Origin of the sequence: Micromonospora sp. H61 (genome assembly GCF_018070325.1) — a bacterium.
In the GTDB taxonomy this organism is placed as follows: domain Bacteria; phylum Actinomycetota; class Actinomycetes; order Mycobacteriales; family Micromonosporaceae; genus Micromonospora; species Micromonospora salmantinae.
Window position 1 is genome coordinate 1 of record NZ_JAGPXY010000092.1, and the last position, 21,430, is coordinate 21,430.

At 73.3% G+C, this 21,430-nt stretch carries 17 protein-coding genes and 1 pseudogene; 6 read left to right on the forward strand and 12 right to left on the reverse strand.

The window, feature by feature from the left end; genetic code table 11:
- The 3 genes from KBX08_RS29295 to gltB form a co-directional block, all read right to left on the reverse strand.
- Positions 1–1,046: MFS transporter (locus tag KBX08_RS29295; protein ID WP_210786611.1), on the reverse strand; the 1,046-nt coding region annotated here is incomplete at its 3' end.
- 174 nt (positions 1,047–1,220) lie between these two features.
- Positions 1,221–2,756 (reverse strand): glutamate synthase subunit beta, encoded by a 1,536-nt coding sequence (locus tag KBX08_RS29300; RefSeq protein ID WP_210786613.1) that lies wholly within the window; start codon positions 2,754–2,756, stop codon positions 1,221–1,223.
- The gene (gene gltB, locus KBX08_RS29305) at positions 2,749–7,452 is read right to left on the reverse strand and encodes a glutamate synthase large subunit (protein WP_210786615.1); all 4,704 of its coding nucleotides are present in this window, start codon (positions 7,450–7,452) and stop codon (positions 2,749–2,751) included. The genes KBX08_RS29300 and gltB overlap by 8 nt, the downstream gene beginning before the upstream one ends.
- A 144-nt stretch (positions 7,453–7,596) precedes the next feature.
- Between gltB and KBX08_RS29310 the strand changes: the two genes are divergently transcribed.
- Positions 7,597–8,442 (forward strand): GNAT family N-acetyltransferase, encoded by an 846-nt coding sequence (locus tag KBX08_RS29310; RefSeq protein WP_210786617.1) that lies wholly within the window; start codon positions 7,597–7,599, stop codon positions 8,440–8,442.
- A gap of 36 nt (positions 8,443–8,478) precedes the next feature.
- On the opposite strand, the gene KBX08_RS29315 is transcribed toward KBX08_RS29310, so the two are convergent.
- Both KBX08_RS29315 and lgt read right to left on the reverse strand, forming a co-directional pair.
- Entirely contained in the window at positions 8,479–9,666 is a 1,188-nt protein-coding gene (locus KBX08_RS29315) for an NAD(P)/FAD-dependent oxidoreductase (protein WP_210786619.1), read from the reverse strand.
- Between the two features lie 9 nt (positions 9,667–9,675).
- Positions 9,676–10,857, reverse strand: coding sequence for a prolipoprotein diacylglyceryl transferase (gene lgt / locus KBX08_RS29320; protein WP_210786621.1), 1,182 nt, complete (start codon positions 10,855–10,857; stop codon positions 9,676–9,678).
- Between the two features lie 102 nt (positions 10,858–10,959).
- Here lgt and KBX08_RS29325 point away from each other — a divergent pair, with 102 nt between their 5' ends.
- Positions 10,960–11,490 carry an NUDIX hydrolase gene (locus KBX08_RS29325; RefSeq protein WP_210786623.1) on the forward strand — a complete coding sequence of 177 codons (531 nt, stop codon included), beginning with the start codon at positions 10,960–10,962 and terminating at the stop codon, positions 11,488–11,490.
- 82 nt (positions 11,491–11,572) lie between these two features.
- On the opposite strand, the gene trpA is transcribed toward KBX08_RS29325, so the two are convergent.
- Genes trpA through trpC form a run of 3 tightly spaced genes read right to left on the reverse strand, consistent with a single transcriptional unit; the run spans position 11,573 to position 14,428 of the window.
- A complete protein-coding gene (gene trpA, locus KBX08_RS29330) occupies positions 11,573–12,346 on the reverse strand; it encodes a tryptophan synthase subunit alpha (protein ID WP_210786625.1) in 774 nt (257 codons plus the stop codon).
- Position 12,347: 1 nt separating this feature from the next.
- Complete coding sequence (gene trpB / locus KBX08_RS29335; protein WP_210786627.1) at positions 12,348–13,586, reverse strand: tryptophan synthase subunit beta; 1,239 nt, start codon at positions 13,584–13,586, stop codon at positions 12,348–12,350.
- A gap of 38 nt (positions 13,587–13,624) precedes the next feature.
- A complete protein-coding gene (trpC, locus tag KBX08_RS29340) occupies positions 13,625–14,428 on the reverse strand; it encodes an indole-3-glycerol phosphate synthase TrpC (protein WP_030334428.1) in 804 nt (267 codons plus the stop codon).
- Between the two features lie 488 nt (positions 14,429–14,916).
- Here trpC and KBX08_RS29345 point away from each other — a divergent pair, with 488 nt between their 5' ends.
- A complete protein-coding gene (locus KBX08_RS29345) occupies positions 14,917–15,186 on the forward strand; it encodes a hypothetical protein (RefSeq protein WP_210786629.1) in 270 nt (89 codons plus the stop codon).
- A gap of 82 nt (positions 15,187–15,268) precedes the next feature.
- Here KBX08_RS29345 and KBX08_RS29350 read toward each other — a convergent pair whose 3' ends face one another.
- From KBX08_RS29350 to KBX08_RS34150, 4 genes and pseudogenes are all read right to left on the reverse strand, one after another.
- Entirely contained in the window at positions 15,269–15,859 is a 591-nt protein-coding gene (locus KBX08_RS29350; protein WP_210786630.1) for a Trp biosynthesis-associated membrane protein, read from the reverse strand.
- Positions 15,860–15,914: 55 nt separating this feature from the next.
- The gene (locus KBX08_RS29355; protein WP_210786632.1) at positions 15,915–17,468 is read right to left on the reverse strand and encodes an anthranilate synthase component I; all 1,554 of its coding nucleotides are present in this window, start codon (positions 17,466–17,468) and stop codon (positions 15,915–15,917) included.
- A 58-nt stretch (positions 17,469–17,526) separates the two neighbouring features.
- Positions 17,527–17,958 (reverse strand): phosphoribosyl-AMP cyclohydrolase, encoded by a 432-nt coding sequence (gene hisI, locus KBX08_RS34145; protein WP_307850683.1) that lies wholly within the window; start codon positions 17,956–17,958, stop codon positions 17,527–17,529.
- Between the two features lie 261 nt (positions 17,959–18,219).
- Positions 18,220–18,504: pseudogene (locus KBX08_RS34150) on the reverse strand (phosphoribosyl-AMP cyclohydrolase); the annotation flags it as partial.
- 597 nt (positions 18,505–19,101) lie between these two features.
- Here KBX08_RS34150 and KBX08_RS29365 point away from each other — a divergent pair.
- The 3 genes from KBX08_RS29365 to KBX08_RS29375 all read left to right on the forward strand — a co-directional run bounded on the left by KBX08_RS29365 (position 19,102) and on the right by KBX08_RS29375 (position 21,302).
- Entirely contained in the window at positions 19,102–19,857 is a 756-nt protein-coding gene (locus KBX08_RS29365) for an ABC transporter ATP-binding protein (protein ID WP_210786636.1), read from the forward strand.
- Positions 19,854–20,609, forward strand: coding sequence for an ABC transporter permease (locus KBX08_RS29370; RefSeq protein WP_210786638.1), 756 nt, complete (start codon positions 19,854–19,856; stop codon positions 20,607–20,609). The genes KBX08_RS29365 and KBX08_RS29370 overlap by 4 nt, the downstream gene beginning before the upstream one ends.
- A gap of 96 nt (positions 20,610–20,705) precedes the next feature.
- The gene (locus KBX08_RS29375; protein WP_210786640.1) at positions 20,706–21,302 is read left to right on the forward strand and encodes a TetR family transcriptional regulator; all 597 of its coding nucleotides are present in this window, start codon (positions 20,706–20,708) and stop codon (positions 21,300–21,302) included.
- Positions 21,303–21,430: the final 128 nt, after the last annotated feature.

A 21,430-nucleotide genomic window follows, 5' to 3' on the forward strand; every position in this document is an offset into this window, starting at 1 on the left:
GCGAGCACCCGGCCCCGCATCGCGCCGTCGGTGTCGAGCTGGGCGCGGGTGCCGACGGTGGTGTCGATGACCACCGCGGCGGCGGCGATCGGCAGGATCACCGCGGCGAAGCTCCAGGTGCCCGGTGCGAGGCCGGCGACGATCTGCAGCCCGCTGGCGAGCAGGCCCGCGACGACGAGCGTCCGGTAGCCCAGGGAACGCCGCCGGGCCGCGACGAGCGCACCCACCACCGTTCCGACAGCGAACACCGTCGACAGCAGGCCGTACCCGGAGGCGCCGGCGTCCAGCGGCCCGTCGCTCATCGCGGCCATTGTCACCTGGTAGTTGCGGCCCAGGCTGCCGAGCACGAACGACAGGGCGAGCGCGAGGAGCAGCACCGGCTGCCCACGCAGGTAGGCGAACCCGGCGCGAACACCGCCCCGTGCCCGGCCGGCGTCCGGGACCGGGAGGCCGGGCACGGCTCCCGGGCGTACGGCGAACAGCGCCACCACCACGGCGGCGAAGCTGGCCGCGTTGATGCCGAACAGCGGGGCGGGTCCGACGGCGGCCACCACCACGGCGCCGAGGCTCATGCCGAGGATGCGGCCGGCGGAGTTGGTGAGCGAGCCGAGCGCCAGCGCGTTGCCCAGCGTCTCCCGGTCGACGAGGCTGGCGGCCCAGCGCCCCATCACCGGGCCTTCGATCGCCGAGACGGCACCGGTGGCCAGCGAGATCGCGAAGATCAGCGGCAGGCCGCCGACCCCGGTCAGGGCGACCGCCGCCAGTCCGGCGGCGAGCACCGCGTGGGCGCCCTGGGCGGCGATCAGCAGCGGGCGGGCGGGCAGCCGGTCGGCCAGCACGCCACCCCAGACGCTGAGCAGCAGCGTGGGCGCCGCCTGGAGCAGCACGGCGAAGCCCATGGACGTCGCCGAGCCGGTTTCCTTCAGGACGTACCAGTTGACTCCGAGGACCTGCATCCAGGTGCCGATGACGGAGACGAAGCCGGCGAGCGCCCAGATCCGGTAGTTGCGGTGGCGCAACGCGGCGAAGGTGGCACCTCGGGCCACGACGAACCTCCAGCGATCGGCAGGATGATCATTCACACCGATCGCAGCGCGGTTCGGCAGCCGGCAAGTCTTGCCGGCTTAAACCTCTTTGCCCACAGTTGTGAGCGGCTTCACCAGCGGGAATGTCCGGTCGGTGCGGTGGCGGACCTGCCGCACCGACCGGACACCCGCACCTCAGCGAGCGGCGAGAGCCTGCGCGGCCGGGCCCACCGGGGCCGGCAGCGTACCGACACCGCCCAGATAGTCGTGGATGGCGGCGGCGACCGCCCGCCCCTCGGCGATGGCCCAGACGATCAACGAGGCGCCCCGGTGCATGTCACCGGCCACGAACACCCCGTCGGCGTCGGTCTGCCAGTCGTCGCGGGCGTCGATGGAGCCCCGAGGGTTGCGCTCCACGCCGAACTGGGCCAGCAGCGGCTGCTGCTCGGTGCCCTCGAAGCCGATCGCCAGCAGCACCAGATCGGCCGGCAACTCCCGCTCGGAGCCCGGCACCACTGTGACGACCCGCCGGCCGTCGCGCTTCTCCACTGTCACCTCGGCGACCCGCACCGCCCGCACCTGGCCGGTGCCGTCGTCCACGAACTCCTGCACCGCCACGGCGAAGACCCGCTCGCCACCCTCCTCGTGCGCCGGGTAGCTGCGCAGCACCCACGGCCAGGTCGGCCACGGATCCCGTGCCTCGTCGCGCTCCTGCGGCGGCTGCGGGTACAGGTCGAGTTGGTGCACGCCCGCGGCGCCCTGGCGGTGCGCGACGCCGAGACAGTCGGCCGCCGTGTCACCGCCACCGATGATCACCACGTGCTTGCCGGCCGCGTCGATCGGCGTGCCGTCCGGCAACACCGCCCGCGCCAGCCGACGCTCGGCGGTGGCCACCACGCCGGCCTGGTCGGTGGCCGCCGTGGCAACCGCGCGATTCGCCGCGACCAGGTGCGCCATCGCCTGGTGTACGCCCCGAAGCGCCCGCCCCGGGGTCTCCGGGGTGTCCCGGCCCTGCAACGCCCCACAGGCCAGCAGCACCGCGTCGTGCTCGGCGCGCAACTGCTCGGCGGTCACGTCCACCCCGACGTTCACGCCGGTGCGGAAGCGCACCCCCTCGGCGGTGAGCTGGGCCAGCCGGGCATCGATGTGCCGCTTCTCCAACTTGAAGTCGGGAATGCCGTACCGGAGCAGGCCACCGATCGCGTCGTCGCGTTCGTACACGGTCACCGCGTGACCGGCGCGGGCCAACTGCTGGGCGGCGGCGAGGCCGGCGGGCCCGGAGCCGACGACGGCGACCGACCGGCCCGACGGCGCCGGCACCGGACGGGGGGTGAACCCGCGCGCCGCGGCGGCGTCGGCGATCTCCACCTCGACCTGCTTGATGGTCACCGGTTGACCGCCGGAAATGCCGAGCACGCAGGCCGCCTCGCAGGGCGCCGGGCAGAGCCGGCCGGTGAACTCCGGGAAGTTGTTCGTGGCGTGCAGCGACTCCACAGCGGCGTCCCAGTTGCCGGTACGCACCAGGTCGTTCCAGTCCGGGATGCGATTGCCCAGCGGGCAGCCGTCGTGGCAGAACGGGATGCCGCAGTCCATGCATCGGGTGGCCTGCTCACGGACCAACTCCTCGCCGGCCGGCGGGTACACCTCCCGCCAGTCGCTGATCCGCACCGGCACCGGGCGGCGGGCCGGCAGCCGCCGGTCGTAGCGCAGGAAACCGTTCGGGTCAGGCACGTGCCACCTCCTGGGCAGCCACCCGCGGGGCGGGCGGCACCGGTGCGGCGGGCGCGCTGAGCGCGCCCATCACCGCGTCGTCGACGTCGCGGCCGGCTGCTTCGGCGGCCCGCATGATCTCCAGCACCCGGCGGTAGTCGCGGGGTACCACAGCGGTGAACTCGGCCACCGCCTCCGGCCACCGCTTGAGCAGATCCTCGGCGACCGCCGACCCGGTCTCGGCGACGTGCCGTTGGATCAGCTCGTGCAGGAGTGACTGCTCCTGCTCGCCCAGCGGCAACAGGTCGACCAGCTCCGTGTTGACCCGGGCCCGGTCCAGATGGTGCACGTACGCCGTGCCGCCCGACATGCCCGCCGCGAAGTTCCGGCCGGTCGCACCGAGCACCACCACAGTGCCGCCGGTCATGTACTCGCAGCCATGGTCGCCGACGCCCTCGACCACGGCGATCGCGCCGGAGTTGCGCACCGCGAACCGCTCCCCCACCCGGCCGCGGAGGAAGACCTCGCCCGCCGTGGCCCCGTACAGGATGGTGTTGCCGGCGATGATCTGATCCTCGGCCCGCCGCCCCGGCTCGGCGTCCGGGTCGAGGAACGGCGCGGCGGCGTCCGGACGGACGACGAGCCGACCCCCGGAGAGGCCCTTGCCCACGTAGTCGTTGGCGTCGCCGTGCAGGCGCAGGGTCACCCCGCGCGGCAGGAACGCGCCGAACGACTGCCCAGCCGTGCCGTGCAGCACGAACTCGATGGTGTCCTCGGGAAGGCCGGCGCCGCCGAAGCGACGGGTCACCTCACCGCCGAGCATCGCGCCGACGCTGCGGTGCTCGTTGCGCACCGCCACCTCGACCCGCACCGGCGCCCCGTCCGTCAGAGCCGGACGGGCCAGCGCGATCAGCTCGTTGTCGAGCGCCTGATCCAGGCCGTGATCCTGCGCGCGGATCCCGCGTCGGGCCGCGCCTGCGGGCAGCTCCGGCAGGTGCAGGACGGGCGCCAGGTCCAACCCGTGCGCCTTCCAGTGCGTCACCGCCGGGGCCACGTCGAGCAGCTCGGACTGCCCGATCGCCTCCTCGATCGACCGGAAACCCAGCTCGGCCAGGTACCCCCGGACCTCCTCGGCGAGGAAGAGGAAGAAGTTCTCCACGAACTCCGGCTTGCCGGTGAAGCGCTCCCGCAGCACCGGATTCTGGGTGGCGATGCCGACCGGGCAGGTGTCCAGGTGGCAGACGCGCATCATCACGCAACCCTCGACGATCAGCGGCGCGGTCGCGAAGCCGAACTCCTCCGCGCCGAGCAGCGCCGCGATCAGCACGTCCCGGCCGGTCTTGAGCTGGCCGTCGACCTGCACTGTGACCCGGTCGCGCAGCTTGTTGAGCAACAGCGTCTGCTGCGCCTCGGCCAACCCCAGCTCCCACGGGGTGCCGGCGTGCTTGAGCGAGTTCAGCGGAGAGGCGCCCGTGCCGCCGTCGTGCCCGGAGATCAGGATGACGTCCGCCTTGAGCTTCGCCACCCCGGCGGCGACGGTGCCGACGCCGACCTCGCTGACCAGCTTGACGTGCACCCGGGCCGCCGGGTTGACGCACTTCAGGTCGTGCACCAACTGGGCGAGGTCCTCGATGGAGTAGATGTCGTGGTGCGGCGGCGGGGAGATCAGACCCACGCCGGGGGTGGCGTGCCGGGTGCGGGCGATCCACGGCCAGACCTTGTTGCCGGGCAGCTGACCGCCCTCGCCCGGCTTGGCGCCCTGGGCCATCTTGATCTGGAGGTCGTCGGCGTTGACCAGGTATTCGCTGGTCACACCGAAGCGGCCGCTGGCGATCTGCTTGACCGCCGAACGCCGGGCCGGGTCGTGCAGCCGCTCGACGTCCTCGCCGCCCTCGCCGGTGTTGGACTTGCCGCCGAGCCGGTTCATGGCGATGGCCAGCGTCTCGTGCGCCTCCGCCGAGATCGACCCGTACGACATGGCGCCGGTGGCGAACCGCTTCACGATCTCGGTGGCCGGCTCGACCTGCTCGATCGGCACCGCCGGACGGACCCCGGTGCGCAGCGTGAACAGCCCGCGCAGCGAGCCGGCCTGCGCGGCGAGCGCGTCGACCTTGGCGGTGTACTGCCGGAAGACGTCGTACTGCCGGCTGCGGGTGGCGTGCTGCAGCAGGAACACCGTCTCCGGGTTGAACAGGTGCAACTCACCTTCGCGGCGCCACTGGTACTCGCCACCGACCTCCAACCGGTCGGAGCTGGCGGTGCCGGCCGGCGGCCAGGCCAGCGCGTGCCGGGCGGCCACCTCGGTGTGCACGCCCGCGAGACCCACCCCGCCGATGCGGCTCGGGGTGCCCCGGAAGTAGCGCTCGACCAGCCGGCTGTCCAGGCCGACCGCCTCGAAGACCTGCGCACCGCAGTACGAGGAGACAGTCGAGATGCCCATCTTGGACATGATCTTCAGGACGCCCTTGCCGAGCGCCTTCGCGTAGTTGCGCACCGCTGCGGCGGGCTCCACCCCGGCCAACGCGCCGGTGTGGATCAGGTCCTCCACCGACTCGAACGCCAGGTACGGGTTGACCGCCGCCGCGCCGTAGCCGATCAGCACCGCCGCGTGGTGCACCTCCCGGCAGTCGCCGGACTCCACGATCAGCGCCGCCTGCGTACGGGTCTGCTCGCGCACCAGGTGCTGGTGCACGGCGGCGGTGAGCAGCAGCGACGGGATCGGCGCCAGGTCGGCGTTGGAGTCCCGGTCGGAGAGCACCAGGATGCGCACGCCGTCCTCGATCGCCTCGGAGACGTGCCGGCAGATCTCGGTCAGCCGCGCCTTGATCCCGGCGGCGCCCTCCCGGATCCGGTACAGCCCGGAGACCCGGACCGCCTTGAAGCCGGGCAGGTCTCCGTCCTCGTCGATGGAGAGGATCTTCGCCAGCTCGTCGTTGTCGATGATCGGGTGCGGGAGCACGATCTGCCGGCAGCTCGCGGCGCCCGGGTCGAGCAGGTTGCCCTCCGGCCCGATGGTCGACGCCAGGCTGGTCACCAACTCCTCGCGGATGGCGTCCAGCGGCGGGTTGGTGACCTGGGCGAAGAGCTGGTGGAAGTAGTCGTAGAGCAGCCGCGGCCGGGTGGACAGCGGCGCGATCGGGGTGTCGGTACCCATCGAACCGAGCGGCTCGGCGCCGGTGCGGGCCATCGGCCCGAGCAGGATCTTCAGCTCCTCCACCGTGTAGCCGAAGGTCTGCTGCCGGCGGCGCACCGAGTCGTGTGTGTAGACGGTGTGCTCGCGGGCCGGCAGGTCGTTCAGCTCGATCAGCCCGGCGTGCAGCCACTCGCCGTACGGCTGGGCGGCGGCCAACTCGGACTTGATCTCCTCGTCGTGCACGATCCGCCCGGCCACCGTGTCGACCAGGAACATCCGGCCCGGCTGGAGTCGCCCCTTGGCGACCACGTGGGCCGGGTCGAGGTCGAGGACACCCGCCTCGGAGCCGAGCACCACGAGCCCGTCGTCGGTCTGCCACCAGCGCCCCGGGCGCAGCCCGTTGCGGTCCAGCACCGCGCCGACGATCTCGCCGTCGGTGAAGGCCACCGACGCCGGACCGTCCCACGGCTCCATCAGGCTGGCGTGGAAGCGGTAGAAGGCGCGCTTGGCCGGGTCCATCCCCGGGTCGTTCTCCCAGGCCTCGGGGATCATCATGAGCACCGCGTGCGGCAGGCTTCGCCCGGCCAGGTGCAGCAGCTCCAGGACCTCATCGAAGTTCGCCGAGTCGGAGGCGGCGGGGGTGCAGACCGGGAAGACCCGCCGGATGTTGCCCGGCACGTTCGGCGAGCGCAGGAGCGCCTCGCGGGCCTGCATCCAGTTGCGGTTGCCCCGGATCGTGTTGATCTCGCCGTTGTGGGCGATGAACCGGTACGGGTGCGCCAGCGGCCAGGACGGGAAGGTGTTCGTGGAGAAGCGGGAGTGCACCAGCGCGATGGCGCTGTCCACCCGCTCGTCGCGCAGGTCCGGGTAGAACGCCGGCAGCTGGTCGGGCGTGAGCATGCCCTTGTAGACCATGGTGCGGCTGGACAGCGACGGGAAGTACGCCGGAACGCCGCGCTCGGCGGTCTCCCGTTCGGCCTGCTTGCGCAGACAGAACGCCACCCGGTCCAGCTCGATGCCGCGCAGCGGGGAGCCGGCCGGCCCGCCGGGCGTGTCGGTGAGGCGGTGCGCGGCCAGGAAGAGCTGCCGGACCCGGGGCATCGCCGCCAGGGCGGTCTCGCCCAGGTCACTCGGGTCGATCGGCACGTCCCGCCAACCGAGCAGGTCGGCGCCCTCGACCAACGCGTACTTCTCGACCACCCGGCGGGCACGCGCCTCGGCGGCATCGTCGTCGGGAAGGAAGACCAGCCCCGTGGCGTACTCGCCCGCCGGGGGAAGCGCGACGTCGGCCACCGCGCGCAGGAACGCGTCCGGCACCTGGATCATGATGCCGGCGCCGTCGCCGGTGTTCGGCTCCGCGCCACGGGCGCCCCGGTGGTCCAGCCGACAGAGCGCGCCGAGCCCGTTGGCGACGACCGAGTGTGAACGCCGGCCGTGCAGGTCCGCCACGAAGGCCACGCCGCAGGCATCGTGCTCCTGCGCTGGGTCGTAGAGGCCCTGGGCGGACGGACGGGGATGGGGCGTCGGGGACGCCTGCGGGCTGTGCGGGTGCGGCTGTTCTGTGTCCGCGTACGGCTGAGCCACCGGGCCTCCTGTCGTCACTCAGGTTGGATCATGGTGGGGACGACGTCGGCCCGTGGGTCTATTGAGTCTACGTTAGGGCCGGGGTCGCACGGCCACCCGAGATTGATCACACCGTCCACTGGCTGGGACGTGTAGTCTCGCGCGGTGGATCCGCGACACAAGAACGTCTTCGACCGGTTGGAACGCTTCTACGACGCGGTGCCCCGCGACGTCGCCGGTGCGGAGGATCATGGCGGACTGGTGCTGTTCGTCCGCGAAGGTGCCGGCTGGCCGTTCTACGCCCGCCCCCGGATCGACGACACCGAGCCGCCGTCGCTGGCCGACGTTACCTCGGTCCGCGAGCGCCAGCGGAAGCTGGGCCTGCCAGAAGCCTTCGAGTGGGTGCACGAGACGACCCCGGAGCTGCTGGCGGTGGCCCGCTCGGCGGGGCTCAGCGTGCTGGAGGCGCCGCTGATGGTGCTCGACCCGAGCGCGCTGCCCGACCCGGCGACGCTCTCCGACGCGGCGGTGCGGGTGCTGGCGGCGGACTCCCCCGGCTTCGCCGCCGACGTCGCCGCCCGGCGTGCGGTGGCAGCGGTGGCGTTCGCCGCCGCCGGCACCGCCCCCGGCGAGGCCGGCCCGGCCGAACGCGACGCCGCCGTCACCGAACTCGAACTGGCCGCGCTCGACGAGGAGCGCGTCCGGATCGCCGACGGGCGACGGATCTCCGCGCTGGCCGGCACGCCGACCGAGGGGGCGCTGGCCAGCGGCATGGCTATGCGGGTGGACGACGTCGCGGAGATCGCCGGGGTGGCCACCCTGCCGTCCGCCCGACGACGCGGGCTGGGCGCCGCGCTCACCGCCACCCTGGCCCGGGAGCTGCTGGCGGCCGGTACCGAGCTGGTCTTCCTCTCCGCGGGCAGCGAGGAGATCGCACGGGTCTACCTGCGGGTCGGCTTCCGCCGAATCGGCACCGCGTGCATCGCCGAACCCGCCGCGCTCATCCCCTGACCTGCCTCGCTCCGCTGAGCTGCCTCGCGGCCGAGGTCAGGTCGGTGGGCGCCACTGGGCGGCGGAGGCGGCGGCGCTGGAGAGCAGTCGGGAGTTGATCGTGCCCAGTGCGGCGTCCCGGGCACGCAGCGCCAACCGGCCCCGGGTCTGGAGCACCGCCGACATCCGCCGGGTCTGCCGGACCACTGTCGCGGCCCGAGGGCGGCGCACCCGGTCGTACGCCTGGACGGCGTCGGGCAGCCGGGCCTCCCGCAGCAACGACGCGAGCGTGGCGGCGTCCTCGAACGCGAGGCAGGCGCCCTGCCCGAGGTGGGGCGGCATGGCGTGCGCCGCGTCGCCGAGCAGCACCACCCCACCGGGCCCGACCGGAAAGCCGTACGCCCGGGGCAGCGGGCGCAGCTCGCGAACCTCCTGTTGGACCAGGTCGGCCGGGTCGGTGGCGTCGAGCAGCGCGCCGACCGGCGCGGGCCAGCCCGCGTACCAGCGGCGCAGCAGGGCGAGCTGGGTCTCCGGTGGTTCCGGGCGGGGCGCGCCGGCGGCGGTGGCCACCCAGTAGATGCCGCCCCGGGTGGACCCGCCCGAGGAACCGCGCTCGCCCAGCGACGCGGCCACGAACCGGTAACCCGCGCCGAGGATCTCGCCGGCCAGCGGCTGATCGTCGGGAAGTCGAGGTGCCTGGTACCAGGGGATGACGGCCCGCCAGGCTGCGCACCCGGAGCTGACCACCCGGGACTCGGGCGCGAGTTGGCGGCGGATGCCGCTGTCCGTGCCGTCGGCGGCCACCACCAGATCGGCCTCGATGGTGTGCCGCCCGTCGCTGACTCCCGGTCGCTCGCCCGGCTCGACGCGGACGTGGCGCACTGTCACCCCGGTCCGCAACTCGACCCGCTCGCCGAGGCCGGCGATCAGCGCGTCATGCAGATCCTCCCGGTGCACCACCACCGGCATCCGGTCGGCCGGGATGGGCCGGGGCTGCACGAGCCAGTGCCCGTCCGGGCGACGGACCCCGCCGTCGGGCAACGGGGTGGCGATGGCGGCCAGGCCGGCGCCGAGGCCGAGGGCCTGGAGCGCGCGGACGCCGTTGGGCCAGAGCACCACCGCGGTCGGCTCGGGGCGGACCCGTTCGGCGCGTTCCAAGACTGTGACCTGCCAGCCGGAACGGGCCAGCGCGCCGGCCACCGCGAGGCCACCGACCCCTGCGCCGACCACCACCGCGCTTCGCATCGGTGCCGCTCAGCTGTCCCGGTCGGCGGGACGCGCGCCCGTGGCGTCGGCCCGGTCGGTGCGAGCGGCGGACGGATCGTCCACCGGCTCGTCGTCGCTCGGCGTGAGGTCGGCGGCTGCCGTGTCGTCGGACGGCCGGCCATCATCCGGCCGGGAGTCGTCGTCGTTCGCCGGCGGTACGACACCGGTGTCCTGCCAGGCGGCGTACTGCTCCTCGCTCACCACCCGGTAGCCCTCCGGCGCGGCGGCCCGCGTCGGGGTCTCCCGCTCGGAGAGGTCGACCTGGGACAGGTCGGACGTGGGGAGCGGGGTCGTCGTCGCTGCCGGGCCGAGCGGGATCAGGTAGTCCCGAGGGCCACGCACCCGTACGAAGTAGATGAGGGCGCCGAGGAAGACCAGGGCGGCGGTCCAGACGTTGAGCCGGACGCCGAGGATCTGGTTGGCCTCGTCGGTGCGCATCAGCTCGATCCAGAACCGCCCGACGGTGTAACCCATCACGTAGAGCGCGAAGGCCCGGCCCCGGCCCAGCTTAAGCCGGCGGTCGAGGAGGAGGACCAGAGCTACGACGCCGAGGTTCCACAGCGCCTCGTAGAGGAAGGTCGGCTGGTAGAGGCCCGGTTCGAGGATCGGCTGCCCGGCGTCGTCGCGGAGGGCGTGCCCGGGGTTGTCCGGGTCCATCCGGTGGATCTCCAGACCCCACGGCAGGGTCGTCCGGCCACCGAAGAGCTCGTTGTTGAACCAGTTGCCGATCCGGCCGACGGCCTGGGCCAGCGGCAGCCCGGGGGCCAGCGCGTCGGCCACCACGCCGAACGGAATGCCGAGCTGTCGGGCCGCGATCCAGGCGCCGAGCGCGCCACCGGCGACCGCGCCCCAGATGCCGAGACCGCCCTCCCAGATGGCGAACGCCTTCATCGGGTCGCCACCGGCCCCGAAGTACTTCTCGGGTGAGGTGACCACGTGGTAGATCCGGGCACCGATGATGCCGGCGGGCACCGCCCAGACGGCAATGTCGAGCACCGCGCCGGGCGCGACGCCGCGCTGCCGCAGCCGGCGCTCCGTCAGCCAGCAGGCCAGCACGATGCCGGCGATGATGCAGAGCGCGTAGGCCCGGATCGGCACCGGCCCGAGCTGCCAGACCGCGGTGCTGGGGCTGGGCAGGGCCGCCTGGGGGGAGAGCGAGGCGAGGGTCACGGGTGCACACGCTACCGCTGGACACCCCCGCAGCGGCACCCCGGGCCGCCGGAGGGCGCATCCCGGTGACTTCTGGTTTGCGCCGCCGTAGGCTCTTTGTCCATGAGCGCGCTCACCTGGGCGGTCGCCGCGGTCGTCACCGACGACACCGGTCGGGTGCTGCTCTGCCGGCAGGGTCGGGGAGAACGCCGCTACGCGTTGCCCGGCGGGCGGCTGCGCCCGGCCGAGGGCCCGGTGCGGGCGGCGCTACGGGACATTCGCGCGGAGACCGGCTGGGACATCGAGCTGACCGACCTGGTCGGCATCTACCAGGTGAGCGGCCCTTCGGGGGAGGGCGCGGCCGGACGCGCCGGCCCGCTGCCGGACGTCCTCGTGCACGTGTTCCGGGCCCGCGCGGCCGGGCTCCGACCCGCCACCGATCCACCGCCGGGCTGCCGACTGTCCTGGCACTCCCCCGACGGGCTGCCCGAGGCGGTCACCCCGCTCACCCGGGCCGCCGTCACCGACGCGACCGCCGGTCGCTCCGGCGTGCTCCGCGACGTGGGCTGGGTGCCCGGCACCGTCGCCTCCGCTCCGCTGCCGGCGGCCCGCCCAGCCGAAAAGAGCCGGCCGGCCGGGTCCGTGCACCCCTGACAAGCCGCAACCCGTCCCGAGGTCGGCCGCGGGGTCGCGGAAGCCCCACCTGCCGGACACATCCGATGAGGCGAGGCCGGGCTCAGCGGGTGGGGTTACGGACGCCCTCGGCGAGTTCGGCGCTGAGCGTGCGCAGGGCGGCCAGCCCGTCGGCCTCGGTGGGCGCGTCGAGCACACACCGGACCAGCGCGCTGCCCACGATCACCCCGTCGGCGTAACCGGCGCGCAGGCCGACACCGATCGGCAGGTCGGTGACCGCGCGGGCCCGGGAGACCAGCGTCGGGGCGGCGTCGGAGGTACGCGCCCGGGCGCCGGTCACCCCCATCACGGCGGTCGCGTAGACGAAGCCACGGCAGTGCTGCACCGTCATCGCCAGCCGGGCGTCGGTGGACGACGGCGAGACCAGGAACGTGCGGTCCAGCCCGTGTGCGTCCGAGGCGGCCAGCCACTCGTCGGCCTCGTCAGGGATGAGGTCCGGGGTGATCAGACCGGTGCCGCCGGCGGAGGCCAGGTCACGGGCGAAGACGTCCACGCCGTACCGCTCGACCGGGTTCCAGTAGGTCATGGTGACCACCGGAGCGCCGGTGGCCGCCACCGCCTCGATGATGCGCATCGTGTCCGCGGTGCGTACGCCCCCGGCCAGCGCGATGTCGCTGGCCCGCTGGATCACCGGCCCGTCCATCACCGGGTCGGAGTAGGGGATCTCCACCTCGATCACGTCGACGCCGGCCTCGATCATGGCGGTCATCGCGGCGATGCTGCCCTCGACGGTGGGGAACCCGGCCGGCATGCAGCCGACCAGCAGTGCCCGTCCGTCGGCGCGGGCCTTGTCGAAGGCCACCCCGATCCGGCTCATCTCACCGCTCCTTGTCGAGGATGCCGAAGTAGTCGCCGGCGGTGTGCACGTCCTTGTCGCCCCGCCCGGAGAGGTTGACCACGATGGTGGGCTCCCGGCCCAGCTCCGCGGCGAGCTTCGGAGCCAGCGCGACGGTGCCGGCGAGCGCGTGTGCGCTCTCGATCGCCGGGATGATGCCCTCGGTACGGCAGAGCAGCTCGAACGCGGCCATCGCCTCGTCGTCGGTGACCGGCAGGTAGTTCGCCCGGCCGGTGTCGTGCAGCCACGCGTGCTCGGGCCCGACGCCCGGGTAGTCCAGGCCGGCGGAGATCGAGTGCGACTCCAGGGTCTGCCCGTCGGCGTCCTGGAGCACGAAGGTGCGGGTGCCGTGCAGCACCCCGGCGGACCCGCCGGTGATGCTCGCCGCGTGCCGCCCGGTGGCCACCCCGTCGCCACCGGCTTCGAAGCCGTACAGCCGCACGGCCTCGTCGCCAACGAACGCGTGGAAGATGCCCAGCGCGTTGGAGCCGCCGCCGACGCAGGCGGTGACGGCGTCCGGCAGCCCGCCGGTGAGGTCTAGGCACTGCTGGCGGGCCTCGTCACCGATGCCCCGGACGAAGTCGCGCACCATCGCCGGGAACGGGTGCGGGCCCGCGGCGGTGCCGATCAGGTAGTGCGTCTCGTCGACGTTGGCCACCCAGTCGCGCATCGCCTCGTTCATCGCGTCCTTGAGGGTGCGCGAGCCGTTGGTGACCGGGACGACGGTCGCGCCGAGCATCCGCATCCGGGCCACGTTGAGCGCCTGCCGCTCGGTGTCGACCTGGCCCATGTAGACCACGCACTCCAGGTCGAACAGGGCCGCGGCGGTCGCGGTGGCGACACCGTGCTGGCCGGCGCCGGTCTCGGCGATCACCCGGGTCTTGCCCATCCGCTTGGTGAGCAGCGCCTGGCCGAGCACGTTGCGCACCTTGTGCGCACCCGTGTGGTTGAGGTCCTCGCGCTTGAGCAGCACCCGCGCGCCGACCTTCGCGGAGAACCGCCGGGCCTCGTAGAGCAGCGAAGGCGTGCCCGCGTAGTCGCGCAACAGCGCGCCGAACTCCGCCCGGAAGGACTCGTCCGCCACCGCTGTACGCCACGCCCCGTCGAGCTCGTCCAGCGCGGCCACCAGGGCCTCGGGAACGAACCGACCGCCGAAGCGGCCGAAGTGGCCGGCGGAGTCGGGCTGCGGGCCGGCCACCGGGGCCAGCGCGTCGGCGCTCATCGGGAATCCTCTCGGTGGGACGTCGGACCGGCGCGGGGTCAGCGCACCGGCCGGGGCGTTGCCGGGTGGTTGCCGGCGTTGACCAACTCGGCGACCGCCTCGCGGGGGCTCTTCTGGGTGACCAGGCCCTCGCCCACGAGGACCGCGTCGGCGCCCGCGGAGGCGTACCGGATCAGGTCGTGCGGGCCTCGAACGCCGGATTCGGCGATCTTGACGACGCTGCTGGGCAGGCCGGGCGCGATCCGCTCGAACACCGACCGGTCGACCTCCAGGGTACGCAGGTCACGGGCGTTGACGCCGATCACCTGCGCGCCGGCCTCCAGCGCACGGTCGGCCTCTTCCTCGTCGTGCACCTCGACCAGGGCGGTCATGCCCAGCGACTCGATCCGCTCCAGCAGGCCCATCAGGACGTTCTGCTCGAGGGCGGCGACGATCAGCAGAACCAGGTCGGCGCCGTGCGCGCGGGCCTCGTGGATCTGATAGCTGGAGACCACGAAGTCCTTACGCAGCACCGGCACGGTGACCGCGGCACGCACGGCCGCGAGGTCGTCCAGCGAACCGCCGAACCAGCGGCCCTCGGTCAGCACGCTGATCGCCCGCGCCCCACCGGCCGCGTAGTCGACAGCGAGGTCGGCCGGATCGGCGATCTCGGCCAACCGACCCTTGGACGGTGACGAACGCTTCACCTCGGCGATCACGGCCACGCCGGGCTTGCGCAGCGCCGCGTACGCGTCCATGGGCGGCGGCGCCGCCGCTGCCAGTTCACGGATCCGCTCCAGCGGAACCTGCTCCTGGCGTCGGGCGACGTCTTCACGCACGCCGGCCAGAATCTCGTCGAGCACGCTAACGGACGCTGCCTGGCCGGCCTCGTCCCCCTCCGCGTGCGCATGCTCAGCAGTCACGAACGGACTCCCCTCTCCGGGCGTCATGGGCCGATGCTAGGGGCAGCCGACCGACGCCGAATGCCGGGGGGTATGGCGCTGCTCACGAAAAGGGCTGCGGCATAATGGCCGACTTGTCGTGAAGGGGTTGTCACGCAGCGCCACCTCCGGTATCGACCACCGTCACGCGGTATGGAGCCTGGCGGCCGCAGTCAGACCGGGCCGATCCATCGATCATGCCACCAGTTTCCGCTCGCCGCCTGACTGCAGCGATGCCAATCGATGCTGTGAGCAAGCTCAAGGCCGAACGGACGGTGCCTGGTCATGGCCGAGGCGAGACAGTTGACCGGGCGGTCACCGCGGCGAAACGTCGACGGGCGAGCATCGTCCTCGGGCAGACTCGATGGCGCGCCTGCCCCGACCGCAGCAACTCCTCGTGCGAGGTGACCATGAGCATTTCCGAGTCGACCCCGACCATCGGACTGACCACCATCTCGCGGACGGTGGCATCGCTCGCCGTCGGGGTGGTACACAGCGTGGAACGGGCCGTGGTGGGCGAGGGACGGATGCGGACGGCACGGGGCAACGCCTGGGAGGCGGTCTGCGCCGACCGGGCCCGCGCCGACCAACGGGCCGAGCTGAACCGCCTGGTCGCCGAACTGACCGCCGCCCGCGCCGCCAGTAGCCGCGCCCAGTGGGAGCGCCAGCCGGTCGGCTGACCGCCCGCCGGCCTCCGCGTCGGCCGGCCGCCGCGTCAGTCGGCCACACGTCAGCCGGCCGCCGCGTCAGCCGGCCGCCGCGTCAGTCGGCCGTCGGGTCCTCGCCCCGGTCCAGCGCGTCCCACGCCTCGGTGGTCCGCCGCCCCGCCAACGGCGTCGGCGACACGGCCGGGTCGCTCTGCGCCGGCGTGGCCTGCGGCGCGGTCCGCGCCGGACGTTCGTACCGGGCGCCCATCGCCGGCCAGTCACCGCCACGCATCGCCGTCCAGCAGCCGCCCCCGGCGGCCAGCAGGCCGCCGAGCAGGCAGAGCGCCGGCCACTGCCGGCTCACGGCGCCGCCCACGTCGGCTACCAGCCCATACCCGCCGCCGGCCGCCACGGCCAGACCGAGCACGCCGAGAAGTGCCCCGAGCACCCGACGCAGGCGGCCCCGGGTGGCCAGCACCGCGCCACCCCCGGCCAAGGTGACCAGGGCCAACGCCGGCAGCCAGGGCAGCAGGCTCGCACCGCTGCGGGTGTCACGCACCGGCGGCAGCGGCGCCGGACGTACCGTCAGCTCGACCGACCAGCTGCGCGTCGCGGCCCACAGCGCCAGGCCCGCGCCGGCCAGGCAGAGCAGCACGGCGTACGTCAACGCGCGCCGGCCCAGGACGGCCCGCTCCCCGCCGCTCACGAACTCATCCCGTCGTTCGCGACTGCGGGACTCCGCTTCGCCGCACCCCTCGCGCTCACCGTGTCGGCCGGAGGGTTTCGGCGGCCGCGATCGCGGCCAGCACGGCCGCTGCCTTGTTCCGCGTCTCCTGGTCCTCGGCGGCCGGGTCCGAGTCGGCGACCACCCCCGCCCCGGCCTGGACGTAGGCGCGGCCGTCGCGGATGAGCGCCGTCCGGATGGCGATCGCCATGTCCAGGTCGCCGCCGAAGCCGAAGTAGCCGACGGTGCCGCCGTAGAGGCCACGACGGACCGGTTCCAACTCCTCGATGATCTCCATGGCGCGCACCTTGGGCGCCCCGGAGAGCGTGCCGGCCGGGAAGGTCGCGGCCAGCGCGTCGAAGGCGCTCTGGTCGTCACGCAGCGTTCCGGTGACTGTGGAGACGATGTGCATGACGTGGCTGTACCGCTCGATGGTCGCGAACTCGGGCACCTCCACGCTGCCGGGCTGACAGACCCGTCCCAGGTCGTTGCGGCCGAGGTCGACCAGCATCACGTGCTCGGCTCGTTCCTTCGGGTCGGCGAGCAGCTCGGCGGCGAGCGCGGCGTCGCCGGCGGGGGTGCCGCCCCGGGGCCGGGTGCCGGCGATCGGGTGCAACAACGCCCGGCGCCGCCCGTTCGCGGCCCCGGTGACCTTCAGGTGCGCCTCGGGGGACGAGCCGACGATGTCGAACCCGTCGAAGCGCAGCAGGTACATGTACGGGCTCGGGTTGCTGGTGCGCAGCACCCGGTAGACGTCCAGCGGGTCGGCGTGGGTCGTCCGCTCGAAGCGCTGGGAGAGCACGATCTGGAAGCACTCACCGGCCCTGATCGCTTCCTTGGCCGCCTCCACCGCCTTCGGGTAACCGCCGTCGGGCGTACGGCAGAGCACCTCGCCGGCCGGCGGACGCTCGACCGTGGAGATCATCGGCGGGATGGGCCGGGACAGCGCCGTGGTCATCGCGTCCAACCTGCCCACCGCGTGGTGGTAGGCGGCGGCGACCTGCGGGGCGCGGTCCGGGGCGTCCAACGGCGGCAGCACCGCGTTGGCGACCAGAATCGCGGAGCCGTCGTAGTGGTCGAGCACCACCAGGTCGGTGGCGAGCATCATGCCCAGCTCCGGGACGCCCAGGTCGTCCTCGGTCAGCTCGGGCAACCGCTCGAAGCGCCGGATCAGGTCGTAGCCGAGGTAGCCGACCATGCCCCCGGTCAGCGGCGGCAGACCGTCGGACGGGTCCCCGACCGGGCCGGCCAGCGCCGCCACCGTCTCCCGCAGCATCCGCACCGGGTCACCCTCGGTGCTCAGCCCGGCCGGCGGCTGGCCGAGCCAGGTCGCCACGCCGTCGCGCTCGATCAGTGTCGCGCTGCTGCGTACGCCGATGAACGAGTACCGCGACCAGGCCATGCCGGCTGAGCCGACGCCCTGCTCGGCCGATTCCAACAGGAACGTGCCCGGTCCACCGGCCAGCTTCCGGTAGACCCCGACCGGGGTCTCCGCGTCGGCCAGCAGCCGCCGGGTGACCGGCACCACCCGCCAGTCGGCGGCCAGCGCGGTGAAGGTGGCCTGGTCGGGGCTGAGGGTGCCGTCGGTCATCAGCCGACCCGCCTTTCGGTAGCGACTGCGGTGCCTCGCCGCGCTGCACTCCGCGTGCTCACGGTGCCTCCGTCCCGGTGACGGGCAGCTCGGTGAAGAAGCAGGTCCGGTGCCCGGTGTGGCAGGCCGCGCCGACCTGGTCCACGCTCACCAGCAGCGCGTCGCCGTCGCAGTCCAGGGCGACCGACCGCACGTACTGGTGGTGCCCGGAGGTGGCGCCCTTGACCCAGTATTCGCGGCGGCTGCGCGACCAGTAGGTGGCCCGGCCGGTGGTGAGGGTGCGGTGCAACGCCTCGTCGTCCATCCAGGCGACCATCAGCACCTCACCGGAGTCGTGCGCGCGCACCACGGCGGCGACCAGACCGTCGGCGGTACGGCGCAGCTGGGCCGCGATGGCCGGGTCGAGCCGGGACGTGCGCGCCGGCGCGGGCGCGGCCAGCTCGTTCGGATCGCTGGGGACGCCGGTCACCGGCGAGTCAGGTACGGGCACAGTCGCCAATTCTCCCGCACGCGGCGCGGGCACCGCCGACCGCTCCCGCCAGGGCTGCGACGGAAGCCCCGAGAGCCACGGCTGCGACGAGAGCCGAGGCTGCGACGCGGGCCCGGACTGCGGCGAGAGCCAGGGCTGCGACGCGGGCCGGGCCGGCCGGGCCAGCTGGGCGACGTAACGGTCCAGCCGGCCGTCGACCAGGGCGGCGGCCAGGTCCGCGCCGGCCGTGTCGGCGATCTCCTCGGCGTACGGCCGGATCAACGGCAGTGTGCCGGCGACCAGCCGTACGGCGGCGGCCCAGAGCTGCCCGGTGGCGCCCGGGCGCAGCCCGAGGCAGAGCAGCATGTCCGTCCGGTAGCCGGGTGGTGCCACCGGCAGTTCCAGGGCCGCCGCGAAGGCCGCCCGGCGGGAGTGGACCCGTACGGACGGGTTGGCCGGCCGCAGCACCGAGGGGCACAGCCGCGCCAGGTCGGCGACGGCGAGCCGGACCCCGAGGCGGTCGCTGGCCGCGCGGGCGGCGGCGGCCTTACCCAGAGTGGCGATCATCTCTTCCAGCCGGGGTGGCTCGGCGGGTTGGCAGAGCACCGGCAGATCGATCCGGGGCCGCCAGTGCGGGTCGGCCCAGAGCAGCCGCGCCGGCGCGGTGACCGGCAGCCCGAACGCCCAGTCGGCCGGGTCGCCCAGTCGGTCCACCCAGGACCGGATGTCCCGGGCGGCCACCGAGACGTGAGTCACCTGGCCTGCGGACTCGTCCAGGTAGGCCCGGCGGGCCGCGTACGGGGCGCCGCCGACCAACACGTCGAGGTCGACGTCGCTGTGCGCGGTGGCGGCACGGCGGGCGTGGCTGCCGCGCAACAGGATGCCGACCACCGGCCGCTCGGCGGCCTGCCGCAACCGCGCGGCCCAATCCTCAAGAAAACCGCTATCCGGTAACGGAGCGTGACCCACCGCGCCATCGTGCCGTACGTCCGATCGGCGCGCAATGCCCGTTGGCGGACTTCGTGTCCGGTCCGGAGCCTACTGCCCGTTCTCGCGCTTCGCGCGACGGTCGGCCAGTCGGACACCGGTGCGGGCGTTGCGCCCGGCGCGGTATTTCATCTAGCGTTGAGTTCAACAGGTGATGAGTTTCTGTGGAGGTGTGTGATGGACGATGCGATAGCCGTCCGAGACCTGGTCGTGGACCGGGGTGGGCGGCGGGTGCTGGACGGCATCAGCTGCCGGGTCCCGCGCGGCGCGGTCACCGGGCTGCTCGGCCCCAGCGGCAGTGGCAAGACCACGTTCATGCGCGCGGTGGTCGGGGTGCAGGTGGTCAGTGGCGGGACGGTCACCGTGCTCGGTCAACCGGCGGGCACCCCCGCGCTGCGGCACCGGGTGGGCTACCTGACCCAGGCGCCGAGCGTCTACGCCGACCTGACCGTCCGGGAGAACGCCCGCTACTTCGCGGCCCTGTACGGGCGTGGGCGCGTCGAGGCCGACCGGGCGATCAGCGACGTCGGGCTCGCCGAGGCCGCCGGTCAGCTGGTCGGCACCCTCTCCGGCGGTCAACGCAGCCGAGCCTCACTGGCGTGCGCCCTGGTCGGGGAGCCGGAGCTGGTCATCCTCGACGAGCCGACAGTCGGTCAGGACCCGGTGCTGCGGGCCGACCTGTGGGCCCGGTTCCACGCGATGGCCGCCGCCGGCACCACGCTGTTGGTGTCCAGCCACGTGATGGACGAGGCGGCGCGCTGCGACCAACTGCTGCTGATCCGCCAGGGGCGGTTGATCGCCGACGACAGCCCCGCCGCGATCCGCGCCGCCGCCGGTGTGGACGACCTCGACGAGGCGTTCCTGCGGCTCATCCGGGCTGGCGAGGCCGCTTCCACCAGCACCGACGCGACAGCCGCACGGGAGACAGCATGAACGCGCGAATTCTCGCCGCCACCACCGGGCGCATCCTGCGTCAGCTCCGGCACGACCGGCGGACCATCGCGCTGCTCGTGGTGGTGCCGGCCGTCCTGCTCACCCTTGTCTACTTCATGTACTCCGACCAACCGACCCCGCCCGGCCAGCCGACAACCTTCGACCGGATCGCGCTGGTGATGCTCGGCATCTTCCCCTTCGTGATCATGTTTCTGGTGACCAGCATCGCCATGCTGCGGGAACGCACCTCGGGCACGCTGGAGCGGCTGCTCACCACCCCGCTGGGCAAGCTCGATCTGCTCTTCGGGTACGGCATCGCGTTCGGGCTGGCCGCCGCCGTGCAGGCAGCCGTCGCCGCCGTGGTGGCGTACTGGATCTTCGATCTGGACACCGCCGGCAGCATCGGGCTGGTGCTCGGGATCGCCGTGCTCGACGCCGTGCTCGGCGTCGCCCTCGGGCTGCTGTGCAGTGCCTTCGCGCGCACCGAGTTCCAGGCAGTACAGTTTCTGCCAGTCGTGGTGATCCCCCAACTGCTGCTCTGTGGGCTGTTCGTGGCCCGCGACCAGATGGCCGGCTGGCTCCAGGTGCTCAGTGACGCCTTCCCCCTGTCGTACGCCATCGAGGCGTTGCAGGAGGTCGGCGCTCACGCCGAACCGACCGGCCGGATGTGGCGCGACGTAGCGGTGGTGTTCGGCGCGGTGGTGCTGGCGCTGGTGCTCGCGGCGGCCACCCTGCGCCGACGCAGCGGCTGACCGCCGGCGCCGGGGGCGGCGGCCAGCGCGGCAGCCGACCCCGGCGTGAGCCGGGCCGGCCCACGACGGGCCGAGGCGGACGAACGAAGGGCGGCGATGACGCGGCGGACCGGCCGGCGACCCGGCAACCCGGGCACCCGGGAGGCGATTCTCGACGCGGCGCGGACGGCGTTCGCCGAACGTGGTTACGACGCCGCCTCGATCCGGGGCATCGCCGGTACGGCGCAGGTCGACCCGGCGCTCGTGCACCACTACTTCGGCAGCAAGGACCAGCTCTTCCTGGCCGCGATGAACTTTCCGGTCGACCCCGGTCAACTGGTGCCGAAGGTGCTCGCCGGCGACCGGGACGGCGTCGGTGAGCGGATGGTGCGCATCTTCCTCACTGTGTGGGACTCCCCGACCGGCAGCGCCGCACAGGCACTGCTGCGCTCGGCGGTGAGCAACGAGTGGACCGCGCGGCTGCTGCGTGAGTTCGTCACCACCCAGGTGCTGCGCCGGGTGCTGGAAAACCTCGACGTCGACCCGGTCGAGCTACCGCTGCGGGGCTCCCTGGTGGCCACCCAGATGATCGGCCTGGCCATGATGCGGCACGTGGTCCGCCTTGAGCCGGTCGCCTCGGCGGACCCGGAAACCCTGGTGGCCGCGATCGGCCCCACGATCCAGCGTTACCTGACCGGCCCGCTGCCAAACTGACCCGACAGCGCCCGCCCGACCTCGCCGTCCCGGACACCCCCGCGATCTTGCACTTTCTGCCCCGACTAAAGGGGTAGACCACGCGTATCGACGACAGAAAGTGCAAGATCGGCAGGATGGGGCGGGGG

Coding starts and splice junctions, on each gene's coding strand:
- KBX08_RS29315 (WP_210786619.1), bottom strand. CDS start 9,666: ATGCGAAGCGCGGTGGTGGTCGGCGCAGGGGTCGGTGGCCTCGCGGTG.
- KBX08_RS29325 (WP_210786623.1), top strand. CDS start 10,960: ATGAGCGCGCTCACCTGGGCGGTCGCCGCGGTCGTCACCGACGACACC.
- trpA (WP_210786625.1), bottom strand. CDS start 12,346: ATGAGCCGGATCGGGGTGGCCTTCGACAAGGCCCGCGCCGACGGACGG.
- trpB (WP_210786627.1), bottom strand. CDS start 13,586: ATGAGCGCCGACGCGCTGGCCCCGGTGGCCGGCCCGCAGCCCGACTCC.
- KBX08_RS29345 (WP_210786629.1), top strand. CDS start 14,917: ATGAGCATTTCCGAGTCGACCCCGACCATCGGACTGACCACCATCTCG.
- KBX08_RS29355 (WP_210786632.1), bottom strand. CDS start 17,468: ATGACCGACGGCACCCTCAGCCCCGACCAGGCCACCTTCACCGCGCTG.
- KBX08_RS29365 (WP_210786636.1), top strand. CDS start 19,102: ATGGACGATGCGATAGCCGTCCGAGACCTGGTCGTGGACCGGGGTGGG.
- KBX08_RS29370 (WP_210786638.1), top strand. CDS start 19,854: ATGAACGCGCGAATTCTCGCCGCCACCACCGGGCGCATCCTGCGTCAG.
- KBX08_RS29375 (WP_210786640.1), top strand. CDS start 20,706: ATGACGCGGCGGACCGGCCGGCGACCCGGCAACCCGGGCACCCGGGAG.